Annotated in this window: 23 protein-coding genes; 12 read left to right on the forward strand and 11 right to left on the reverse strand. The window is 50.4% G+C overall.

The window, feature by feature from the left end; translation table 11 throughout:
- The 7 genes from QNK41_RS10395 to QNK41_RS10425 form a co-directional block, all read left to right on the forward strand.
- Window positions 1–892 (forward strand): DNA gyrase C-terminal beta-propeller domain-containing protein (locus QNK41_RS10395; RefSeq protein WP_319256447.1); only part of this gene is annotated, 892 nt, incomplete at its 5' end.
- Window positions 893–897: 5 nt separating this feature from the next.
- Window positions 898–1932, forward strand: coding sequence for an NAD(P)H-dependent glycerol-3-phosphate dehydrogenase (locus QNK41_RS10400; protein WP_319256449.1), 1035 nt, complete (start codon window positions 898–900; stop codon window positions 1930–1932).
- A gap of 395 nt (window positions 1933–2327) precedes the next feature.
- Complete coding sequence (radC, locus tag QNK41_RS10405; RefSeq protein WP_319256452.1) at window positions 2328–3053, forward strand: RadC family protein; 726 nt, start codon at window positions 2328–2330, stop codon at window positions 3051–3053.
- Between the two features lie 55 nt (window positions 3054–3108).
- On the forward strand, window positions 3109–3402 hold the full coding sequence (locus QNK41_RS10410) for a hypothetical protein (RefSeq protein ID WP_319256454.1): 294 nt from the start codon (window positions 3109–3111) through the stop codon (window positions 3400–3402).
- A gap of 264 nt (window positions 3403–3666) precedes the next feature.
- On the forward strand, window positions 3667–4863 hold the full coding sequence (locus QNK41_RS10415) for a phosphoglycerate kinase (RefSeq protein ID WP_319256456.1): 1197 nt from the start codon (window positions 3667–3669) through the stop codon (window positions 4861–4863).
- 88 nt (window positions 4864–4951) lie between these two features.
- A complete protein-coding gene (locus QNK41_RS10420; RefSeq protein WP_319256458.1) occupies window positions 4952–5623 on the forward strand; it encodes a TVP38/TMEM64 family protein in 672 nt (223 codons plus the stop codon).
- A 102-nt stretch (window positions 5624–5725) separates the two neighbouring features.
- Window positions 5726–6787: a hypothetical protein gene (locus QNK41_RS10425; protein WP_319256460.1), complete on the forward strand. Its 1062-nt coding sequence runs from the start codon at window positions 5726–5728 to the stop codon at window positions 6785–6787.
- A gap of 401 nt (window positions 6788–7188) precedes the next feature.
- On the opposite strand, the gene QNK41_RS10430 is transcribed toward QNK41_RS10425, so the two are convergent.
- Window positions 7189–8040, reverse strand: coding sequence for an alpha/beta hydrolase (locus QNK41_RS10430; RefSeq protein ID WP_319256462.1), 852 nt, complete (start codon window positions 8038–8040; stop codon window positions 7189–7191).
- 231 nt (window positions 8041–8271) lie between these two features.
- On the opposite strand from QNK41_RS10430, the gene QNK41_RS10435 reads away from it, so the two are divergent.
- On the forward strand, window positions 8272–8535 hold the full coding sequence (locus QNK41_RS10435; protein ID WP_319256464.1) for a hypothetical protein: 264 nt from the start codon (window positions 8272–8274) through the stop codon (window positions 8533–8535).
- A gap of 13 nt (window positions 8536–8548) precedes the next feature.
- Window positions 8549–8869 carry a ribosome assembly RNA-binding protein YhbY gene (yhbY, locus tag QNK41_RS10440; protein ID WP_319256466.1) on the forward strand — a complete coding sequence of 107 codons (321 nt, stop codon included), beginning with the start codon at window positions 8549–8551 and terminating at the stop codon, window positions 8867–8869.
- A 12-nt stretch (window positions 8870–8881) separates the two neighbouring features.
- Here the strand turns inward: yhbY and QNK41_RS10445 are convergent, their stop codons facing one another.
- Window positions 8882–10855, reverse strand: a complete 1974-nt coding sequence (locus QNK41_RS10445; RefSeq protein ID WP_319256468.1) for a penicillin-binding protein 1A — start codon at window positions 10853–10855, stop codon at window positions 8882–8884.
- A 189-nt stretch (window positions 10856–11044) separates the two neighbouring features.
- Here QNK41_RS10445 and QNK41_RS10450 point away from each other — a divergent pair, with 189 nt between their 5' ends.
- A complete protein-coding gene (locus QNK41_RS10450) occupies window positions 11045–11344 on the forward strand; it encodes a hypothetical protein (RefSeq protein ID WP_319256470.1) in 300 nt (99 codons plus the stop codon).
- 385 nt (window positions 11345–11729) lie between these two features.
- On the opposite strand, the gene QNK41_RS10455 is transcribed toward QNK41_RS10450, so the two are convergent.
- From QNK41_RS10455 to QNK41_RS10495, 9 genes are all read right to left on the reverse strand, one after another.
- Window positions 11730–12821 (reverse strand): lipid A deacylase LpxR family protein, encoded by a 1092-nt coding sequence (locus tag QNK41_RS10455; RefSeq protein ID WP_319256472.1) that lies wholly within the window; start codon window positions 12819–12821, stop codon window positions 11730–11732.
- 208 nt (window positions 12822–13029) lie between these two features.
- The gene (locus tag QNK41_RS10460; RefSeq protein WP_319256474.1) at window positions 13030–13455 is read right to left on the reverse strand and encodes a MarR family winged helix-turn-helix transcriptional regulator; all 426 of its coding nucleotides are present in this window, start codon (window positions 13453–13455) and stop codon (window positions 13030–13032) included.
- Between the two features lie 39 nt (window positions 13456–13494).
- The gene (locus QNK41_RS10465; RefSeq protein ID WP_319256476.1) at window positions 13495–14283 is read right to left on the reverse strand and encodes an enoyl-CoA hydratase/isomerase family protein; all 789 of its coding nucleotides are present in this window, start codon (window positions 14281–14283) and stop codon (window positions 13495–13497) included.
- The gene (locus tag QNK41_RS10470; RefSeq protein ID WP_319256478.1) at window positions 14270–14761 is read right to left on the reverse strand and encodes a CerR family C-terminal domain-containing protein; all 492 of its coding nucleotides are present in this window, start codon (window positions 14759–14761) and stop codon (window positions 14270–14272) included. Before QNK41_RS10470 ends, QNK41_RS10465 begins: the two co-directional genes overlap by 14 nt.
- Before the next feature lie 57 nt (window positions 14762–14818).
- The gene (locus QNK41_RS10475; protein ID WP_319256480.1) at window positions 14819–15025 is read right to left on the reverse strand and encodes a hypothetical protein; all 207 of its coding nucleotides are present in this window, start codon (window positions 15023–15025) and stop codon (window positions 14819–14821) included.
- A 66-nt stretch (window positions 15026–15091) separates the two neighbouring features.
- On the reverse strand, window positions 15092–16330 hold the full coding sequence (locus tag QNK41_RS10480; RefSeq protein ID WP_319256482.1) for a TolC family protein: 1239 nt from the start codon (window positions 16328–16330) through the stop codon (window positions 15092–15094).
- Window positions 16331–16555: 225 nt separating this feature from the next.
- On the reverse strand, window positions 16556–19669 hold the full coding sequence (locus tag QNK41_RS10485; RefSeq protein ID WP_319256484.1) for an efflux RND transporter permease subunit: 3114 nt from the start codon (window positions 19667–19669) through the stop codon (window positions 16556–16558).
- Window positions 19666–20739 carry an efflux RND transporter periplasmic adaptor subunit gene (locus QNK41_RS10490; RefSeq protein ID WP_319256486.1) on the reverse strand — a complete coding sequence of 358 codons (1074 nt, stop codon included), beginning with the start codon at window positions 20737–20739 and terminating at the stop codon, window positions 19666–19668. Before QNK41_RS10490 ends, QNK41_RS10485 begins: the two co-directional genes overlap by 4 nt.
- 22 nt (window positions 20740–20761) lie before the next feature.
- Window positions 20762–21322, reverse strand: coding sequence for a TetR/AcrR family transcriptional regulator (locus QNK41_RS10495; RefSeq protein ID WP_319256488.1), 561 nt, complete (start codon window positions 21320–21322; stop codon window positions 20762–20764).
- A gap of 723 nt (window positions 21323–22045) precedes the next feature.
- Between QNK41_RS10495 and QNK41_RS10500 the strand changes: the two genes are divergently transcribed.
- Both QNK41_RS10500 and QNK41_RS10505 read left to right on the forward strand, forming a co-directional pair.
- Window positions 22046–22336, forward strand: coding sequence for a tyrosine-type recombinase/integrase (locus tag QNK41_RS10500; RefSeq protein ID WP_319256490.1), 291 nt, complete (start codon window positions 22046–22048; stop codon window positions 22334–22336).
- Window positions 22337–22796: 460 nt separating this feature from the next.
- On the forward strand, window positions 22797–23255 hold a 459-nt coding region (locus QNK41_RS10505), incomplete at its 3' end, for a glycosyltransferase (protein ID WP_319256492.1).

Consider the following 23255-nt stretch of genomic DNA (forward strand, 5'->3'; position numbering starts at 1 on the left):
CAAGACTGCCATGGGCACCAAGGAAGAGGATTTCGTCTCGCACCTGTTCGTGGCCTCCACCCATCATTATTTCCTCTTTTTTACCAACCTGGGCAAGGTCTACTGGCGCAAGGTATACGAAATCCCTCAGGCCGGCCGCCAAAGCCGGGGCAAGGCCATCGTCAACCTGCTGGATTTTGCCGACGGCGAATGGATGACCGCCGTGCTGGCTGTTCCCGGGTTCGAGCCGGGTCTGCACGTGCTCATGGCCACCCGCAGCGGGACAGTGAAAAAGACGGATCTCATGGCCTACAGCCGTCCCCGGATTGGCGGGATTATCGCCCTGGGCCTGGCAGAGGGCGATGAACTGATTGCGGTGAAGCTCTCCGACGGCACCCAGAATGTATTTTTAGGGTCCGCCACGGGCAAATCCATCCGCTTCCATGAATCGGATGTCCGCCCGACCGGCAGGACTGCCCGTGGGGTGCGGGGGATGCGACTGAGCAAGGACGATCGCGTGGTGGGCATGGAAGTGCTTCAACACGGCCAGACGCTGTTTACCGTGACCGAAAACGGATACGGCAAACGGACCTCCATCGACGAGTACCCGATCCACCGGCGTGGTGGCAAAGGTGTCATCTCCATTAAGACCAGCGAGCGCAACGGTCAGGTGGTGAACATCATCCTGGTTCAGGACGAAGACGACCTGATGCTGGTGACCGACACAGGCAAGCTGATCCGCAGCCCCGTTTCCGGTACGTCGGTAATCAGTCGCAACACCCAGGGCGTGCGGCTGATGGACATGGACTCCGGGGAACGGGTGGTCAGTGCCGCCGGGTTGGCTGAAACTGAAGAAGATAACGGCGGATCGGTGGATGGCGAAGAGGCGCCAGGTGAACCGCCGGAGGAATAGACCCTATGAAAACGACTGTGGATGTCAAGACCACGACAATAGGTGTGGTCGGGGCCGGCAGCTGGGGAACCGCATTGGCCAACCTGCTGGCCGTCAAGGGATTTGCCGTCGACCATTGGGTATATGAAGCCGAGGTGAAGGCGCAGATGCTGGAGAAGCGGGAGAACCAGCGATTTCTGCCCGGCGTTACCCTGTCCGACAATCTTCATCCCTCCGGGGATCTGGAATCGGTCGTGGCCGGAAAGGATATGGTGCTGGTGGTGACTCCCTCGCATGTCACCCGCCGGACGATCGAGCGCTGCGGCCATGCCATCGGTCCGGACACCGTTGTGGTCAGCGCGTCCAAGGGGATCGAAAATCAGACGCATCTGACCATGTCCGGCGTGCTGGCTGAAGTCATACCGGGCTTGTCGGCGGACCGGCTGGCCGTGCTCACAGGCCCCAGCTTTGCCAAGGAGGTGGCCCGCCAGATGGCCACGGTGGTGACCGTAGCGTCCAATGACACAAATTCGGCGGCATTTGTCCAGCAGGTGTTTGTCACCCCCTATTTCCGGGTCTACACCATCGATGACCTGATTGGCGCCGAACTGGGAGCTGCCGTGAAAAATGTGATCGCCATCGCCGCCGGTGTGATCGACGGGCTGGGATTGGGACTCAATACCCGTGCCGCCCTGATCACACGCGGATTGGTTGAAATCCGCCGGCTGGGCCTGGCCATGGGTGCTCAGCCGAGAACCTTTACCGGTCTGGCCGGCGTCGGGGATTTGATCCTTACCTGCACCGGCGACCTGAGCCGCAACCACACTATCGGCAAACAGATCGGCGAGGGAAAAAAGCTCAAGGATCTGCTGGCCGAGATGCACATGGTGGCCGAAGGGGTGAAAACGGCTCGTTCGGTATACAACCTGTCCCGCGAACGGGATGTCGAAATGCCCATTTCTCACGCGGTGTATCATGTGCTCTACGATGACCTGGATCCGAAGACGGCCCTTTATCAGCTGATGACCCGGGATCTGAAACAGGAACTGGATGAAACCTGAGTAGCAAATAAATTACAAAAATCAAAAAACAAATCACAAACAAATCACAATAACCAAATTCAAAATTCCAAACCTGATGATCTTGGAGGAAGGGCATTTCAATCATCAGTATTGGAAGAAATCAAAAGTACGATCAATTGTTGACGGTTTCGTTAAAAGTCACCTGTCGTGTCATGCCCGCGTAGGCGGGCGCACGCAGTGAAGCTTTAGCGCTATCTATAAATACCTGTTCATACTGGATCCCCACCTTCGCGGGGACGACAACAAAACCGAAATTTCGAATAGGTGATTCTGACCATTGTTTGAGATTTGGACATTGTAATTTGGAAATTGGTACTTGTGATTTGTTGTTTCCGGTTTATCCGATTTAAGTATATTCCAAAGGGAGCAAACGGGTGACGGAAGACCGCAAAAAAAGGCCCCACAAGGGAGAGGGACACCGTCAGCGGCTCCGCGACCGGTTTCTCAAATCCGGGCTCGACGGCTTTGCCGACTATGAGGTCATCGAACTGCTGCTCACCCTGGGCACGCCTCGCAAAGATTGCAAGGAGGCGGCCAAAGCGGCCTTAAGCCGATTCAAAACCCTTCAAGACGTCCTCGGTGCGGCGCCGGCAGACCTGTGCCAGGTGCCGGGCATCGGACCGATCAATCTGTTGGGGCTGAAGCTGGTTCCGGCCGTCTCCAGGCGATACCTCCAACAGCGGCTTGAGGGGAAAGAAGCCCTGACCAACTCGCGGGAACTTTTCGACTATCTCAATCACACCATCCGTGATAAAAAAAGGGAGTGCTTTGTGGCCATCTACCTGGATGCCAAAAACCGGGTAATTGCCGCCGAAACCCTTTTCACTGGAACGATTACCGCCAGCGCCGTCTACCCCCGTGAGGTGGTGACCGCCGCGCTGGCTCATACGGCAGCCGCCGTAATTTTTGCCCACAACCATCCTTCCGGGGACCCGGCGCCGTCGCCTGACGATATGGCCATCACCCGGCGGCTGGCTCAGGCCTGCGGACTGATGGGGATAACCGTTCATGAACACCTGATCATCGGCACCGAAGGCTACTTCAGTTTTGCCGATCATGGCCACATGGCCACAATCAACGCTGCCGTCGGCTCCCGGTAGCGCATCCGACGAGCCGTACACCGGAATGATCTGATAGTTTAGTGAGAACCAAACGATGACCGTGAACCAGAAAAAATTCCCTCCTTGTTTCGCAGACCTTGAAAACGTTTTTCCCATGGGAGAAGAAGGACTGAGACAGACCCCGGAATCGTGCTTGCCCTGCTGCTACAAGACCGAATGCCTGAGAAAAGCCATGGCGGACAAAGGCGGCGTCACCGTGCGTCAGGAGATGGTGGATCGGGCTTACGCATCCGGCAGGGTGGGTTTTTTTGAGCGCTGGTCCCGGAAAAAGGCCTTGAGTGCACAAAAAAACATAAAATACAAAAATCAAAAGACAAATAGCAAATAAATCACAATCGCCAAATTCAAAATTACAAACCTGATGATGTCGAGAAAAGGACTCTCCCATCGTCGATATCGGATTATCCATTTCGGAGAGATCAAAATGACAATCAATCGTTAGCTTTTGCTCTTTTTGAGATTTAAATAGTGCAATTTGGGATTTAATTGAGATTTGTTATTTGTAGATTGTTGTTTAAGGTTTGGTGCTTGTAGTTGAAGGAATTGCGAAGCATTTTGATCCCTTCGAAGGATCTTCACCAAAGGAGAAACCATGGCAAAACTTTCCGTTTCCGATCTTGACGTCAAGGGCCGTCGTGTGCTCATGCGCGTTGATTTTAATGTTCCACTGGAAAAGGGACAGGTTGCCAACGACAAGCGATTGCGGGCGGCCCTGCCCACCATCCGTGATATTCTGGAACGCGGCGGCCGTCTGATTCTCATGTCCCATCTGGGGCGACCCAAGGGAAAACGGCTGTCCGAACTTTCCTTAAAGCCCTGCGCCCGTGCACTGGAAAAATTGCTGGGACGACCGGTGGCCTTTGCCGATGACTGCATCGGACCCTCCGCCGAAGCAGCCGTTCAGGCACTTGCGTCCGGAGAAGTGCTGCTGCTTGAAAATTTGCGGTTTCACAAGGCCGAGACAGACAACGACGAGACGTTCGCCCGGAGCCTGGCCAAGTTGGCAGACGTGTATGTCAACGACGCCTTCGGTACGGCCCATCGGGCACACGCCTCTACCGAAGGCGTGACCCGATTCATGGACCGTTGCGCCATGGGTTTTCTCATCGAAAAGGAGATCGCCTACCTGGGTGAAGCTTTGGATGCGCCCAAGCGGCCATTCGTGGCCATTCTGGGTGGTGCGAAGATTTCGGGAAAAATCGACGTCATCGACCGCCTGCTGCCCAAAGTGGACCGACTGATCATCGGCGGCGGCATGGCCTATACCTTCTTCAAAGCCAAAGGCCTTGAGATCGGCAACTCACTGGTAGAGCCGGACAAAATCGACCTCGCCCGGTCCTTGCTGGACAAAGGTGGGGTAAAACTGGTTCTGCCGGTGGACTGCATGTGCGCTGACCGATTTGACTTTGATACCAGAACCGTCGGTGAACTGTCTCCCATATCCGTTAGCACCATTCCTGCAGGCGGATTCGGCCTTGATATCGGGCCGGCTACCGTGTCGCGGTTCGCAAGCATCCTGGAGGACGCCCGGACCATCGTGTGGAACGGACCCATGGGCGTATTTGAAATCGATGCCACCGCCGTCGGCACCTATGCCGTGGCCCGGGCCATGGCCGCGGCCACGGACAAGGGCGCCATTACCATTATCGGCGGTGGTGATTCGGCAGCGGCAGTGGAAAAGGTGGGTCTGGCCGACCGAATGTCCCATATCTCAACCGGCGGCGGTGCGTCACTGGAGTTTTTGGAGGGTAAAGTCCTTCCCGGCGTGGCCGCATTGACGGATCACTGACGCCGGATATACGCCTATTCACATTCATTCACCGGGTGGGATAGTGAAAACAGGGAAAGCGAAGAAATGGTGCTTGGTTGCCTGTTTAATGCTGGGTTTTCTGCTGCCGGTGCTGGTTTTTCGCCATGAACTTGCCGCCGGCCTGATGACTGCCTACCGGTGGATCTCGGACCGTGATCAAGTTGAGCAGTTTGTCGCCGCCTTTGGCCGCGGGGCGCCGCTGGCCTTCATGTCGCTTCAGGTCGTTCAAGTGGTTCTGGCCCCGGTTCCGGGTGAGGCCACCGGATTTATCGGCGGGTACATCTTCGGTACCGCCAGGGGCTTCATATACTCCAGCCTGGCATTGGCTGCGGGCTCCTGGATTAACTTCGCCATCGGCCGATTCCTCGGCCGCCGCTATGTCCGTCGCTGGATCCCGACCGACAAACTGGCGCGTTTCGATAATTTGTTGAAGCGGCAGGGCATCATCGTTTTACTCATTCTTTTTATATTCCCCGGCTTTCCCAAAGATTATCTGTGCCTGTTTCTGGGAATCACAGCGATTCCCCTCAAGGCGTTTTTGCTGATCGCCTCGATTGGCAGAATGCCCGGCACTTTGATGCTGAGCCTCCAGGGAGAATTCCTCTTCCAAAAAAACTACGCGATATTTGCTGTGGTTTTTGGGGTGACGCTACTGGCGGCAGCGCTGAGCATCAGGTATCGGGAAAAAATTTACCAATGGATGGAAAAACTGAATAGAAAACCGCCTGGTGGCCGTTGACCCCTGTGGGCAATCGTGTTATGTAAGAAAAACAGTACCATCCGTGCCATCATCGTCTGCAACACTAAACCCACAATTTGTTCGAGCCTGAGAGGAATTGCAGTGGCTTTCTGGAGTGTCAGAGAAGAACTCAGTCAGTTCAACCGCCTTCGCCGTTCCTATTACGAACTGCTTAGGGACGAACTGGATCAGTTTATGCTCGACTATGCCCTGATCCAGTCTTACCATCAGTTTGCCGACCGAAAACTGCCCTATCCGTTCATTGAAAAAAGGGAGCTAAAGCCTCGTGCGCGGATTCCCGGCATTGAGTACGAGAGCCAGAAGACATTCCTGGTGCTTTTCGTCGAGGACGTCATCCCGGCAGTCCACAAGAAGTACATCCGATTTTTCGATGTGAACAAACCCACCAAAACGAACCTGCTGGAATCCAAGGCGCTTCCCTTGCCTGACAACTTCGACCGGACCCATAAATACTTGGACTCCGTTCAGTTCCATGATTTCATCAATTTGCTGTTGCCGGTGGATTATGCATTGTTGATCCAGCGCGACCCCACAACCCGCTCGGCCAATCGCTATGGCCTGACCCACTACCATGTGAGAATCGACTGGCCCATCGCCGAAGCGGCTGAAGATCTGGCCCAGAGCCTGCGATATATCTCCAAAGACATCTATGAGAAGGGCGACAGATACGCCGAACTGGCCCAGCGCAAGCTCTTCGAGTATTATGGCATGCCCGTTATGGTGGGCGGCCGGCGCACGGCTGCTTTGGTGGCTGCCCAGTACCTTAAAAGAATTCCATGCATCTCCACTGTTTATGCCGGCAGCAGCGAATCACGGGCCCTGTACCGCATTTCCGAACGAGGTGTCTCTAAGGCGGCGCTGGTCCGTTTTTCCAACGACGAGGTCCGGCAGATCGCCGAGTCCCAGAAGATGCCTCTCCCCACCTTCAAGAAGAACTACGTCATTTCGAAGAAGGGCAAGCAAAATGTATGCATCTTCCAGGCCACCTACGCCTATACCGACCACTCCCGCCCGCCGGACGACGGCAAACTCCGGGAAATCAATCCGGACGTGAACTGGCTTACCGTCGGGGCTGAGCATGTGATTCCCAAACCGGGGGTCAGAAAATACCCGCCGATTAATCTGAATCTGATCTATACCTAGTGACCATCCAGGGATAGGAAAATTTGGTTGAGATCAAGGCATGCGAAAGATTTTACCGCAGGTGCCCTGAAAGAAATGCCCTTGGGGTGCATATAGTTGATATTCCGAGGATAAAATTTTGAGCCTAACGCAGATATCAGACAAATTCGCCATTTATGGATGGGCACTACCTAACTGTTGCACACGTTTATGGCCTCCATCTGCTTCGTTACCAAGGGATCGCGGTAAAGCGCTACCGCTTCACCCTTAACGCCTTGCAGATGAAACCCATAGTCACGTGCAAACTTCAGATTATATAAAGAGGTGGGTATATTGAAGGCTTAAGGTTATAGGCCCTGGGCTGCCGGCGATAGAGGATGAAGATCGGTAATTCCCCAATTCCATAATCCCAAAATTCGTTGCTATAAAAAACGAGCCGCCACCCATTGTTTCAAATCCGCCAGCACCTTATCCCGATCGGGCTGTTTTTCATTATAAATCTCGTGATAAAGGTTTTCATAGTGGAAAAGGGTTTTGTCGGCCACTGTTAATGCGTCGAAGTAGGCCAGGGCCGCGGGAGCGCTGACCAGTTGGTCGTCTCCGGCGATCTGCATGAGGATGGGGGTGTTGATCGCATCCGGTGCGCCGCCGGTGGCACCAATTTCAGCCACGCACCGGGCAAACCACCGCGCACTGATTCGGCTGTGTACCCATTTACTTTGCACATACGCCCTCACTTCGGCACCGTCGTGGCTGATGCGGGTCGGATCCAGTTGGTTGTCCAATGGAAATGCCGGCCAAACCATGGACAGGATGCGGGCAATGGCTTCCAACACCGGCGACGGCGGTTTGGGGACGCCAAGCAGGGGAGAAGAGACGATAAGGCCATCGACATATCGGGGGTGTTTTCTGACAAAGGATAGCGCAATCAGGCCGCCCATGCTGTGCCCCAGCAAAAGGAGCGGCAACCCATCGGTTGGATCTGTTCTTGCTTTTTCGATCAGTATTTTGAGATCCCGGAGGTAGTCGTCGAACTCGTTGATATGTCCGCGTTTCCCCTGGCTCCGACCGTGGCCTCGGTGGTCGTGTATCCACAACGATGCACCCATCGGGCAAAGGGTGTCGACCACATGCCCGTACCGGCCTGAATGCTCTCCCAGACCGTGGGATATGACTACCCGGAACCGCTCGGTTCCCGGCACATATTTCCGGTAGAAAAGGGTGGTGCCGTCGCCGCCTATAAACTGGTCGGTTTTTTCCTGGATGTCTGCCATTGGTGGACTCTTGGTTTGGATGGTTTTCTAATATAATCGGCAAGATGGCCGATCGGACTAATGCCTGCTCGTAGTCAATCATTATCATTTTTAGCACAGACCCCGACCAAAAACAATTTGCTTATAAATTGCTTGAAATCAATCGACATAACCGATACCGTGGAAGTCATGACAGCATGGTAGAAAAGAATTTCAGGTGGCCAATCAATCGCTTATTGAAAAGGAAAAATGATGGAGAAATTTGTTGCCCAAATTCAAAAGGAATGGAAAGTTTACGTCATGGCCATCTGGATGATCGGGGTGACCGGTTTCCTCTATCATCTGATCGGGCAGGTCCAGGGGATCAAGCAGACGAACATGAAACTGAGTTCTGACGTTGACTCCATCGAGAGCATCTTCATCAGTACGGACAACAATGTTGCCGATGTAAAAAAGCAGGTTGAAGGAATGTCTTCCAAAGTGGCAATTATTCATAAACGCGTTATGCGAAAATAAGGGAGGCGTCCCGATGGACAGTTTGAAAGGATTTCAGAAACGATATCTCCGGGGGTTGGCCCACTCTCTCAAACCGGTTGTCTTCGTGGGACAAAAAGGTTTTACCCAGTCGTTGGTCGATGCCATTGACGATGCGCTGGGTCACCATGAACTGGTGAAGGTAAAATTCGTCGAGTTCAAGGAAAAAGAGAAGAAGCTGACCCTTGTCGAGCAGATAGGGAACTCGGTTCCCTGTGAGATGGTGGGACTGGTTGGCCACATAGCCACCTTCTTTCGCCAGCAAAGCGATCCTGAAAAAAGAAAAATCAACCTTCCCAAACATGCTGACGGCTGATTGCCGTTGGCATTATCTCTGTTTGGGTTCCGTCCCGCTGACAAACAGTGCTTTAACCGCACCATCGTCACCATCCATGGCCCCACGGCCGGTCACCGGATCCATCCACACCTTTTTCATATTGTCCGGGATGTCAAAATAGAGCGTCGTTGATTCGGGTCGGGTGGCCTCCATGAAATCGATCCAGACGGGAAGTGCCGCCCGTGCGCCGGTTTCCTTATCCCCCAAAGGTGAAGAATCATCCATGCCCACCCATACCCCGGCGGCCACCGCTGGTGAGAATCCCACGAAAAGCGCATCCTTGAAGTCATTGGTTGTGCCGGTTTTGCCGGCGACGGGCAGATTGAGTTGTCGTGCCTGTCTTCCTGTACCCTCCTCGACCACGCCTTGGAGCATGTCCACCATGATGGCGGCCTCGGTATCAGTCATCACGGGCCGAATGGCCGGTCTGGCGCGCCACAGGAGCGCATTGTCTCTATCAAGAATCTCCGTGATACCATGGGGCGAGATATGGTTGCCGCCATTGGGAAAGACGCCAAAGGCGGCAGTGATTTCAAGCAGGGTGCTATTGGTGGCTCCTAAAGCGATGGACAGGTTTGGTGATAGCGGTGAGTCGATGCCCAGCTTATGGGCGAACTGAACCACCGCAGATGGTCCCAGGCTTTCCACCAGTCTGACGGCCGGTATATTTTTAGAATGGGTCAAGGCTTGACGAAGGGTCATTTCCCCCTGGTATCGTTTTGAAAAATTTTCCGGCTGCCAGTCTTCGCTATTGTTTCCTCCTTTGAAGACAACCGGTGCGTCCAGTACCAGGCTGGCCTGGGTAAACCCGCGGGCGATGGCCAATGCGTAAAAAATGGGCTTGAATACCGATCCCGGCTGGCGTCGGGCATCGACGGCCCGATTGAAGGCGCTCTCGGGAAAATGCCTGCCTCCAACCATGGCCAGAATGCCGCCGGTTCTGATGTCGATGGCCACCAGCGCCCCTTGGGGGGCGGCTTCTGGCTGCTTTTTTGAATTCATTCTCTGCTGCAGGCGGTCCAGTCCGTTTTCTACTGCCGCTTCAGCGGTTTGCTGAAGGCGTTGGGACAGGGTGGTGTGCACCGTCAGGCCGCCTTTGTACAGAAGGCTGGGGCCGATGGCCGCTTCCAGTACGGGCTTGATGTACTGCACAAAATAGGGGGCGAATCCGGGGGTGGTTCCAGGTGAGGCATTCAACACCGGTTGGCGGGTTGCCAACTGGTACTGGACGTCGGTGATGAGGCCCTGGTTTAGCATGAGGCTCAAAACCAGGTTCCGCCGCTTTTCCGCCAGATCCGGGTTGACCAGCGGGGTGTATCTGGACGGTGCCTTGGGCAGGCCGGCGACCATGGCACACTGGGCAAGGTCCATCTGAGATGCGGGTTTGCCGAAAAACAGTCGGGCCGCCGATTCTACGCCATAAGCACCGCTGCCGAAATAGATCTGGTTAAGGTAAAGGGCCAGCAGTTCATCCTTGGTGTAGCGCCGTTCCAGCTGAACGGCCAGGATGGCCTCTTTGATCTTACGAATGATCGTTTTCTCTTGTGATAGGAACAGCGTTTTGGCCAACTGCTGGGTGATGGTGCTGGCGCCCTCCACAAATTGGCCGGCAATGATATCCTTGACCACGGCTCTGAGAATGCCTTTCAGATCAATACCACTGTGGGTATAGAACTGGCGGTCTTCCGTGACAATCAGGGCGGATTTCAGGTCCTTGGGGATCTGGTCGATGCTGACCGGTGTTCTTTTTTCAAGAAATAGCTCAGCCAACAGCACCTGGTCTGCCGAGTAGATGCGGGTGGCGGCAGATGGTTCGAAATTCTCCAATTCCCGTATCTGGGGCAGGTCCCGGGTGAAGGCAAAAAACACCCCGGCCGTGGCGCCCGAAAGCAGCCCGATCAAACCGGTAATCAAAATGACGGAACGGATTCCCCAAAAACGGCGGTTGCCCATTTTTCTATTCATCCGTGAGTCTGGTGCGGATCATTGTTCGCTTTATTGATTTTATCGGCCATTATCTGCATAGGCAAGTGGTGATTGGAAAAAAAGGATAGTTTCAGGCGGTTGACTTCGATTCGAGGGGGGCGTAAATTGAGGACAAACGAACGGCTGACAACAATTGCCAACACCTGGCTAACACCGAGGAGAACTTATATGTCTCATCAACATGACCACGACCACGACCATGACCACGCCCACCCACACGGGCACGATCATCACCACGGGCATGCCCATCATCACGCGCCGATGTCATTTTCAGAAAAGCTTGTCAAATTGCTGGATCACTGGATTCAGCACAATGACCATCATGCCGAGGACTACCGAAAATGGGCCCAGGACGCCCGGGAGAGTGGGCAGCTCGAGGTAGCTGATCTGCTGGGCTCAGCTGCCGATTTGACCGGTTCCATCAGCGACCGGCTGCGTGAGGCTGGTGGAAAAGTGCATTCGGATTAGCAAGTCTGAATACTGCGGGACAGAAATCAGAGGAGCGTGTCGTCCTCGGGTTAGCCCCTTATGCTGTTAGAAAGATTTATACGCTGCCTAACGCCAGCCTCACGGGGGGCATGGTTCTCGCCGTCCCGTGAACACAAGATTGTATGTAGTTTGAGATAACTGTATCGGGTAAAATTTATTCGTGCCTGTTATAGGCATCACGTACATGCAATGCGGAAAGGACGATTTGTAAAAGCGGTCAGGTACAATATATTGTATGTGTAAAATATAGAAATTATTCCAAGTATAGCAGATATCTGCCGTTCGGGAAATCGTGTGGTATGATCTGGCTATTCTCTCAAAGCTGCTACTAATTGGTGACGCCAATACGGTGATCGACTTTGGATTAAAAATGAAAATCGATCATGAACGTACTGTATGAGTTATCCAATCTCGTTTTTTCATCTCCGGGTTGAGTCGGCGGGAGTGAATCTTCGATCAGAAGATCGGTTTCCTGCACAAACGCCAGACGAATAGAGAAAAATCTATAATAATGGTAATTTAAGCCGATCATCCCGGAAACGACAAAATTCTCGTAATCAATATTACGGTCGTCACTCGTAATGACACTGCCGTCATAAACGACAGAATAAATCAATCCGGTCGCTTTACCTCCTATAACCAATTCAACGCCATGGGGCGAAGACACCTCCGGCTTGGGTATGAGCATGTTCGTATAAAATCCCAATCCTGGCGGTGCCGGAAAAGCGTTGAAGCCTTCCTGCATATTCCAGCCAAAACGAATCCCCAAACCCATCTCTACGGCCGTTGATAAATTTCCCAAATAGGCGGCCGGTGCCAAAGACAGTTGCACAGCCCAGCCATCTGTATAGCTGCCTATATGCATAAGACTATAGAAATGGGCATAAGCAAGGTTGAGGATGGGTTCAGTATCCCGCTGCGAATCCCACCCTTGCGGGCTCTCCCCGAGGCCTAAATTTTCGTGAACAATTTCTTGAAATTGTTGGGCAAGAGACTCTTTTCCGAGTATACCGACCGTTGCCTGAAATATTTGGGCCGACCGCTGGTTAAATTTCTGCCAGTTCAGAGTGTATGTCAAGGTGCCGGCATAGGGCAGGTCCCCTGGTGGTGGGTTCGGATTGGTCAGATCTCCTGGAGTGATCATATTCTGCCCCACTCCCTGACCGTAAAGTACGATGGATTCATCATCCCCAAATGAGGGAAGGTGATTCCCAACCCAGTTGACAAATTTAGGTGCCCCAGTATCTTCCCAACTGGCGTAACAGGCACTGTGATATTGGAAGCTCCAGCCGTTACTAAAGTTGCTATCTTCCTTTAACAACACATCATTGTCGATTTCAAAACGCAGCGTGTTTTTGTATACAGAACGGTCAAGGTAGAAGTCATCGGCAAATAGAGCTGTATTACCGAAGTGGGTTAACAATACCGTAATCAGTATGCTTGCAAACCAACGCATTTCCTTTGCCTTATAAAATTAATCTCATCTTGGTCCCGATGAAACTTCACATCTTCTTTATGACATGTTTTTTAAAAACAAAGGTTATTTTTCAGCGATATGTTGAGCCATATCCGTTTCAATCTGCATGAAGGTATTGAACCATTTGCGGGATTTTTCCAACCCAACTGTTTGTACAAAATTGCAGATGGGAAAAAGCAGTTCAGATTCAATGCATTCTATTATTACAGCCCTGAGGGTCTAATACCCCGTCGCTTGCGACGATAAAATAGATTTCATCCTTTGGTGATACCTCGCCGCTTGCGGCGGGGTAGTTCATTTCTTTTGCATGTGGAGCGATAGTGACAGCGCATTTGCGCCTATCACTTGTATTTATTTCCCGTCTCAAGATGCCTTTGTGTACCAGTTCATCGACAACGGTGGATGCATATGGGGTTGATATCGGTATTTGTTGGGCAATCTTTGTTACGGTAACCGGTCCATATCGTTGAACCACACGGCATATGTGGAGGTGAGTAGATGAAATATTGTCTTTGCTGTGCCCTGCTGCCTGCGGTTTGCAAAGTTCCAGGATCATTTTGCTGGTCGCCCAGATACATTTGGAGATCTTCATGATCTCGTCTTTATGGTTCATGTAATTTTTCCCAATCGGTTACCTCCAGTTTGAAGGTTACTAATCATCAAATCGGACATTGTTACCGATAGTTGTGATATTTTTCGTTTCAAATTCCAAGTATTCCTTCAATTCTCCAATGGAATAATTTGTTAACCTTTTCACACCGGCCAGGGTTCGCTGGGGTACCTGTGAAAAACGCTGAGCCACTTGCATCGCTTCATCTTCCAGCTTTTCGGGCGAGACAAGTTGATTGGCGATGCCGTATTGATGGGCCTGTTCGGCGGTGATTTTTTCACTTAGAAGAAGGAGTTCCTTTGCTTTGCTGGCACCAATCATCCGATTCAGAAAAAAGGAGCTGCCGCCTTTTGGCAGCATTCCAATTTCCTGAAAAACATTATAAAAAACCGTGTCGGAACTAAAAATTCGGTAGTCGCAAGCAAAAGAGATGTTCAAAAAAAGAGAAAGGACATTCCCCCGACAGATGTTGATAATCATTTTGTCCATTCTGACAATGTCTAAAAGAAGCTGATCGATGATGTTGCAAAATCGTTGCAGTTCGTAGCGGGACATCGAATTGCTAAAACCTGCGTGCCTTTCAGGACATTCGAAAAGGAAAAAATGCATGTATTCGTCACTTCCGGATTCGTGATAGGAGCTATGGATAACCAGCGATTTGATATCGGGGTCGTTCGAAATGCGTCCAAAATAGTCTGAAAGGAAGCCGGTTCGGCCAAAATCGATGATATTATGAAAGAAGTTTCCGGAAAACTTCAGCCATAAGGTGTCCTCCCGAATTTCTGAAACAAAAAAATCCGGATAGCTTTCCAAGAGGTTACTTGTTTTCATTTTTCACTCCTTCTTTCATGAAGAATGATGGCTCCTTTACAGCGTTTTTCAGGAGCTTTCCAGACCCTCTCAAAGGATTGATGCTTACCGTGATCGGGAAGGTATAGGTAGTTCTTTTAGATTGCGTAAGTAGGCCTCTGATATAGGAAAGGCCGTTGAGCGCGTATTGGAGTGCCAAAAATTCGATGTTCACAAACAACAACGGGTTGATGGGGCTAACTGATTCACTCTCGCATTTTCGGCGACACCGTTCGGATAGAATCACGCTAAAACACTGGTTAAGGATAACTTTTTCACAAAACAAAATCTGCGATTCATCTGCCTTCTTGCCAAGCAACTCCAGAAAATTTGAGAGGAAGCCTTCCTGCATCTTTTTAACTGACTTTTTCTTTACATCCTCTAATAAGCCCGTCGGGTCATTTTTTTCCCAGCACATAAAGTCGGAATGGTGGCTTCTCGGATCAACGATTTTTCGCATAAGAAAGAGAATTTTTTATAAAGCCTCACTTCAGCCGGTGCGACCTGTTCAATGCGGTTAACCGACAGAAAATCTTGAAAAGATTCCCTGAAGCTGTACTGCCAGCTGTCTACGTAAAGAATTTCTTTGGAAGGCAAACGGTTCTTGATTGCCAGATAAGCTTTCCCCAGCCCTTATGCAAATTTCTTCGACGGAAGTATCGTAAAAACCCTTCATTGCGAAAAGTTCGCAGCCAGCCATTCTGATTTTTTCTTTAACGTTCATCTTTTGCTATTTTTCTCCAAAATGTTACCTACCGTCACTCTTGAAATGGACTCAACCTTGTTTGGTTCAAATTTCGATCCTTTTGCCAATGGCTCTATCCAAATTTGCACCAGCATTCAGGAACCCATACAGGGACCGGTAGTAATTGCTTTGCGCCTGGGTTAAATCGGCCCTGGCGTCAAGCACTTCCGTAGACGTGGCCACCTGTTGCTGATATCCCAGATTGGTGATTCGTGAATTTTCCTCGGCTGAGGCCAGCGATGCTTTAGCGGTCTCGATGTTATTTTGGGCCACATTATAGTTCAGGTAGGCCTTTTTAATTTCCAGCCTGATGCCGTCTTCGGCAAGCTGGATCTGCTTCAAAAATGCACGCTTGTCCGCTCTCGCTTTGGCCACCTTGGATTTTCTCTTGGACGCGTTAAACAGGGTCCAGGTTACCTGTACGCTTAGCAGCGCGTTGTGGTCATTGTAGTAGTTATTGTTGTCAGCCAAGAGAGAATCGCCGTCCTGGTAGTAACTACCGACAAGAGCCACTTTCGGATAATATTCGCTTTTTTCAAGCTTGACCGCTTTTTCAAAGGTTTCCAAAGTCAGGTGCATGGCATGTAAAACTGGTCGGTTCTGCAACCCATACTCCGTGAGTGTTTCCAGCCGATATTTATCTTCCGGCACCGTAACAATATCCTCGATTAGGATCTGCCGGTTGATCTCATAGGCCAGCCAGCGGTTCAGATCCGATACAGCAAATTGCAAACCGGCTTTGGCTCGTTCACGATTTTGAACTGCATCGGCAAGAGCAACCTGGGCTCTTAGCCAGTCATTTCGCCGGGTCAAACCGCTATCATAAAATCGCTTGGCATCGTGTTCATGAGCTTTTAGATATTTTACGGTATCCTCTTCAACCTCCAGTGTCTTGTGTGATAAAAGTAATTGATAGTACGCACTTTTGACACCTTTGGCGACATCCAGAAAGGTCCCCGTTTCCTCCATTTTTTTAACTTCGACATTCAATTGACTCATCTCATAACTGGTGGAAAGCGCGAATCCGGTAAACAGAGGTTGGGAAAGGGTGACATCCCAATAATACTGATTGCTATAAGCCACCTGGATCTGTCTGCCGTTTTGTAATAGATAGGGGGCGTCTGCCAATGTCGTAAAATTGTAGTTGGCGTTAATTGTCGGTAGGAGGTCGGCCATCGCGCTGCGGCTTTCGAATTCTGCTCCTATCAGATTCTCCCTGGCCTGCTGAACGGCAGCATAGTTGCTGACCGCAATGTCAATCGCCTGGGACAATGAAAGTTCCATGTTACCCGCGTCCTCTGCGTATAGAGGTGCTTTAATAAATATAAAAGTGGTCATTGCGATTAAAAGTGATAATTTAATTTTGTGCATCCCAATTTTATCCTCATTAAAATGAACCGGTTTCTATTTTTATGTGAGTTCCCGACCCTAAAAATTATTGTTCCAAATCGATTGTCCTCAATAATTGCTTTTTTTCTATATTCCAGATGTGATACTAACAGTCATGCCTTACACCTTCACCTTCACGATGTTCGAATGATGGATGCTCTTTTGTGTTGCATGATTTCGTTTAGATTTCATCACCAGCCAGTAAAGCACCGGCACGATAAAAAGAGTCAGGATCATACCAAATATCAGCCCCACCGAAAGAACGGAACCCAGCGGTGCCCACAGCGGTGAACCACCGATGATCATGGGCACTACCCCGGCCGCTGCAGCGATCGATGTAAGAAAAACAGGTCGCATCCGCCTTTTCCCTGCATCCAGTGCCACCGAACGCACGTCCTCTTCTTTTCTAACAGCTAGCAGCTTGTCCGCATAATCGATAAGAATGATGCCGTTTCTGACCACAAGTCCGCTGAGGCTGATCACGCCGATAAATCCGGTAAAGCAAAAAGGATTATTGGTGATATAAAGGCCGAAAATGGCGCCGAACCAGCTAAGGGGAATGGTGATCATGATGATCACAGTTTTTTTCAATTCCTTGAACTGAAAGAGCAAAACCATGAAGATCAGGATCAGGCTGGTACCCAGGGCAGCTGCGAATTCGCCCATGGTCTCTTTTTCATCTTCCAATTCTCCGCCGTAGTTGATGCTGATTCCCAGGGGGAGATCGATGGCGTGGATTTGCGGCATGATTTTATTTAATATCTCGTTTGGCATTCGCCCCATCTGTGCTTCACTTCTCACTGTCAGTGTACGTACGCCGTTTCTGCGCCGGATCTTTCCGGTCTGCCATTCGGGCACCAGCTTGGCAATCTGGCGAAGCGGCACTGCTGCACCTGTTGCCGGTGAGGTTACATAGGCGTTGCCGATAGCGTCAAAATCCGTGCGGCTTTCTTTATCGAAGCGGAGAAAAATATCTATCGGGTTGTCGCCTTCCCAGAGAGTCGATACAGCAGCGCCTTTGAAACTCAGGGCCAGCAATTGGGCGATACTCTGGCTGCTGAAACCTAGACGGTTGGCCACGTTTTCATCCACCTTTACACCGATGTCGTAGTAATCTTCCCGGAATGTGGTTCTGACAAAATTGGTCCCGGCGGTATTTTTGAGAATCTCCTTAATCTGATTGCCGATTTTCTTGATGGCCACCAGATCGTTCCCAACCACCCGGACCTCAATGGGGGCATCTACTGGCGGTCCCTGCTGGAGTTGCTTGACCAAGATTTGGCCGTCCGGAAGAAAATCGTTCAGCTTGATGAGCAGTTCGTCGACCAACTCTTGGGTGGCCTGGTTGGAAGCAGTATTGATCAGCACTTGTGCGTAATTCTTATCCGGCATCTGAGGAGCATAGGTCATATAAAACCGGGGTGAAGCACATCCCACGAAACTAGCCACCTCCGTCACCCTCTCATCCTTGCCCAAAAGCCTTTCAATTTTTTTTACAGCCCTGTCCGTCGTTTCCAGATTAATCCCCTGGTTCATATAGATTTCCAGGCAGAACTGATTCCGCTCGACAATCGAAAACATCCTAATCGGCAAACGGCTCATAAGCACAACGGTGGCGACAATAGTCATAAAACCGACTAAAAGAGTAATACCCGGACGGTTGAACGCTTTGAGCAACACCGCATCATAGAACGCCTGCAGCCGATCCAGGGCCGAGGGTTTCGTCTTCTTTTTCGCTGCGGAATGCAGGCCGGTTTTGATTAAAAGATAGCACAGCAGTGGTGTCAGCAGGATTGCTACAAAAAGGGAAACCACCAGCGCAACGGCAACGGCAACTGGCAGCGTGAAAAGAAATTCTCCGGCATTTCCGGACAGGATCAGATCCATTGGGATAAATGCACAGATAATGGCAATTGTTGCGGAAAATACCGGTACAAACAGATCGGTTGCGCTCTGCCATCCTGCATCCCAGGGGGGGGCGCCCTGGTCGAGGCGCTCGATATAATCATCGACGATGACAATGGCGTTATCAACCACCATGCCCAAGACGACGATCAGGCCGGCTAGCGTCATCTGCTGCAAGTCGATCTTCAAAAAATCAAGAAAAGCAAACGTAATCATGATGGTGATGGGTATGGCAAGTGCTGAAACCAATGCCACGCGCAAGGGCAAAAGCACCATCATCACTAGGATGACGGCCACGATGGCGATTAAAAACTCCTTGAGAAAATGCATGATGCTGTGATCGACAACCGATGGCTGGTCGACAACTTTCCTTACCCGGACATCGGACGGCAGGCGCTTTTTTGCCAGGTCCAGTCTTTCGTCAACCTTCTGACCAAATTCTACAATATTGTATCCCGATTGCATTTCCACCGAAAGCATCAGGACTTTGGTGCCGTTTACCCGGATAAAAGAGTCCGGCTCCATGTACCGGCGCTCCACCTCGGCGACATCCTTCACACGAACGATCTCCCCCTTAGGCGTGATATAGACCTGTTGCTCCAAAATTTGATCTACAGAATCATATAGGTCGCTCGTGTGGATCTGAATTTCCGAACTTCCGGACTTGATCTCACCGGCGTAATTGACGGTGTTCATGGATTGCAGTGCCTCGATGACCTGCTGTATGCTGACACCATACTTGGAAAGCTTTTGTGAATTGCTTGTGACGTATAGCTGTTCCTTTTGTTCCCCGTAGCGTTTGAGTTTGGAAACCACCAAAAGCGGCCGCAACTCATCTTCTATGATTTCGATATAATCTTTTAGGTCGGTATAGGTATGACGGTCCGATTCTACGGCGATCAGCAGCGCAATGGTATCGCCGAAATCGCTGTTGATGACCGGTCCAATTGTTTCCCGCGGCAAGCTCGCCGCTTTTAGTTCATAAAGGTCATGGCGTAGTTTTGACCAGAATTTGTCCCGGTTTTTGACCCAGCCCTGCAGTTCCACTTGTATGATCGACAGTCCGTCCGAAGTTCTCGATTCGGTTTCGTCTTTTTTCACTTCTTCGTAGCGGAAAAGATGCTCTTCTATTCTTTTGGTCACTTGTTTTTCGACCCGGATAGCCTTGGCACCCGGATAGGTCATGATGATCAACCCTTGCCGAATTGTCATTTTTGGGTCTTCTCTGCGTGCCATGTGCATCAGAGAATACACACCAACCACCACGAGAAGAAGCGTTATCAGCAGGGTGATCTGACGGTTTTTCATGGATGCTTCGACGATGTTCATAGTGCATACCTGGTTACCATGATTGCTGCTCCGTCAGTTATCTTGTGCTGTCCGGCAACGATCACGACATCTTCGGCGTTTAGGCCCTCTTTGATTTCAATTTCATTGCGAAAGACGGAACCGATAAATACCCGCTGCCGCATGGCCGTTGCTTTCTCTTTATCAACCAGGAATACATAGGTCAGATTGTCTGCATCCCTTACGATGGCTTTGCCGGGGATCGATACCATTACAATGGTTTTGTCAGTGACGATTTGCGCATTGGCAATCATTCCGTCCCGCAGGGAAAAATCCGGATTGGAAAGTTCGATTTTTACTGTATAGGTGCGGGTTCGAGGTTCAGCCATGACCCCGATCAGGGAAACCTTGCCCTCGACAATGCGTTCATCAAGAGCATTGATGGTTACTGTCGCTTTATGGCCCAGAGCGACTTTTCCGATTTCCGATTCTGGCACCGAAACCCGGGCGTAGATCCTATCAGTCTTGACGATGGTAAACACAGGTATTCCGGTAGAAATGGTCTGCCCTAATTCCACATCCTTTGCGCCGATAATACCCGGTACCGGGGAAAGCAGCTTCGTATCCCGTACCTTTTTCTTGGCGATATCCCGGGCAGCCCTTGCCTGCTCCAGAGCCGCCTTAATTGTGATGAAAGCCTTTTCGGCAACGGCACCTTCTTTGTACAACGGCATCATTCTGTCGTAGGTATCCTGGGCTTCGAAAAATTGGGCTTCGGCAATTTCCAAATTGCTGCGGTAGTCATTGATTTCAACCTTGGCCAAGATTTGGCCCTTTTTTACGTGATCACCTTCATCTACATATACGTGATCCACTTTGCCCGGCACCAGAAAACTGAGCGGTACCGTTTTGTCGGCCTCAAGGACCCCGCTGACCACGATCGCTTCATTTGTGGATACACGGGTTACTTTTCTGGCCATCACCAACCGCTTTTCAGGCAGCCTGACGGCATCGGCTTCTTTTGCCTTGCAGCCCACCAGACTGGTCAACATGAACACTATGGCTCCGAGCCAGTATATTGCCGGATGAAATTGCAGCTGTTTAGGTGTCATCAATATTAGCTCCCTTGCGGTTTTATGATTGAGGATTTCTTGCTGCCCCAATTCCACTCAGGTAAGTTCGTAGCACCAAATCGGGTGCATCATTGGCAGCGATATCCCCACGTCTGATACTTTCCCAGGCGGTAAAAATCATCATGTCCAGGCTGGCAACCAGCCATGCCTCCGGTACGTCCGGCGATGCAATACCCTCAGTTTTTAATCCTCGGCAAAGGTCTTTAAACTGGCCAATGACTTTATCGTGGCCTTCGATAACCTCAGGGTCATCATGGTGCAAAGGTTCATAAACCGTAAAATGCAGGCTGGCGCCCATGGGAATGATGGCCCTGACCAGCTTCGCGAGTTTTTTCTCGGCCGATAAGGGGCATGTTAGGATTGGAAGAATAGCGACTTCCATCTTTTGGCCAGCGTCCGTGATCATTTCCTTGATCAAAGCCTTGCGCGATTCAAAATGTCGGTACAGTGTTGCCCTTCCTACACCTGCTGCTTCAGCGATTTCGTCCAGGGTAGAAACGGGGTTGGATGCCAGCGTTTGAATTGCTGCCGCAATAATGCGATCTCGAGTTGTTAGTTTCATAAGCCCCTTGTATACGTTAAAGTCCCATATGATACTTTGATGTCCCATAGAAGACATATAAATACCGATTAGGGTAATGTCAATATTTTTCTGGAAATTTTGATTAAAATTTAATGTTGGCCCATGAACGGCAGGAGGCCAAATTTTAGAAGTAAAATATGATTATGTGTGGAAAAACTGAAAGCTCGAAGTTGCAGTTTGAGTTAGCTTCTGATGGAGGTGCCTATTTCAGTTCATGAATGATTTACGGCATTGTAAATAGATGGATGATTTTGATGAAACCTGTATATTTTGAGTGGTGCAAAAAGTTGGTTTAGGTTGCCATCGAGTTTAACTATCAGAGAACACATAGAATTTGCATTTAGCAAATGGATACCATAGGCTTACCTTGGGTGCTCTACCCAGCTGACAAACCTTTAACCGAAGGAGGTAGGCCATGAAACTATCCAAAGCTGCCAAAATCTGGATCGATTACCACAAGACCCATTCGAAAAAAAAATACGGTACGATCCTACCACGCCATCATCGAAAGGTTCATTCAGGAATTCGGTGATGGTCCCATCGATCAAGTCACCCCTGAACACATCCTCACCTTCCTGAACCGCCTCACCGAAGGGAACAAGCCCTACAACCAAGCGGATCCGCTATTCCCAACTGTCATCATTCTTCAATTTCGTACGTAACAACATCGATCCTGATTCGAAAAACCCATGCGATAGACCTATGATCCGGAAGCTTTATCGGGAGAGGGTACCGTCGAGATGGGAAATCGTCGAAAAGGAGACCGTTGATGAGATCATTTTCAGAACCACCAAGGTCCGCAATCGACTGATTCTGGAATTGATGGCCCGTGGCGGCATGCGTATCGGTGAAGTGCTGAAACTGCGGTTGAAAGATCTTCAGGACCGCAAATTGATCCTGCGCGAACCAAAAAGCGGGAAAGAGTACGAATTTGTATTTATCCCGCAAAAAGTAGCTGATCGATCAGTACAGATACGCAAACCTAAGCGTTGATTTTATCGGGAAAAGCGGCCCACAAGATATTGTATGAGGAAGCTTATCATACTGAAATATTGTTTGTTTTCCTCCATAGCAGCTACATGTCGTTAGGAGCATCGTGCGGTATGATCTGGCTATGTTAACTCGACGTAGGTTTACTAAACTGCCTAAAAACTTACCTTAGCGAAGCGTGTAGAGGTTTTCCTATATTGAAATTTTCTACAATAGAATAAGATGCCCCGCATTGCTTGATTATTCAATTCACTTGGAGTATTAACCATTCTTGTTTGCGGCTCCACTCGTTTGCGGCTCCACTCGATGTCTATTCTGGTGGAAATTCTGTGCGCGGGTAACCGAATTAATGGCTGCGGCCTTCGCAACAACACGCGAGAACTAAGGTTTATAGCATCTGATTTAAACATCACCGCCTATCCAGGCTATCCCCGATAGTCCTTTCAATGCGAAAGCGTTCCCCATGACTAACCTGTCCATTGTCATCCCTACGATGAATGAATCTGAAAACGTGGATGAACTGCTGCAAAGAATAATCCCGAATGCGGAAAAAGTTGTCGGCCAAGATTTCGAAATCATTTTCGTAGATGACGACTCCAAGGATAGCACCAGATATCAAATCAGCCAATGGCAACACGATCATCGAATTAAACTCATTCTCCGTCGTGAGGAAAAGGGACTGGCATCAGCGGTCCTAACCGGGGCAAGGGCCGCAAAAGGCGAAATCCTGTTGATCATGGATGCAGACCTGAGCCATCCGCCAGAAACCATTCCCGACATCATCCGACCTATTCTTGACGGAAAAAAAGACATGGTTGTCGGCAGCCGCTATGTTTCAGGCGGCAGTGCCCCGGATTGGTCCGTATTTAGGCAGCTCGTATCCAAAACGGCCACCTTGCCGGCAAGGGTGTTCACCGATATC

The organism is Desulfosarcina sp. (genome assembly GCF_033791525.1).
Classification (GTDB): Bacteria; Desulfobacterota; Desulfobacteria; order Desulfobacterales; family Desulfosarcinaceae; genus Desulfosarcina.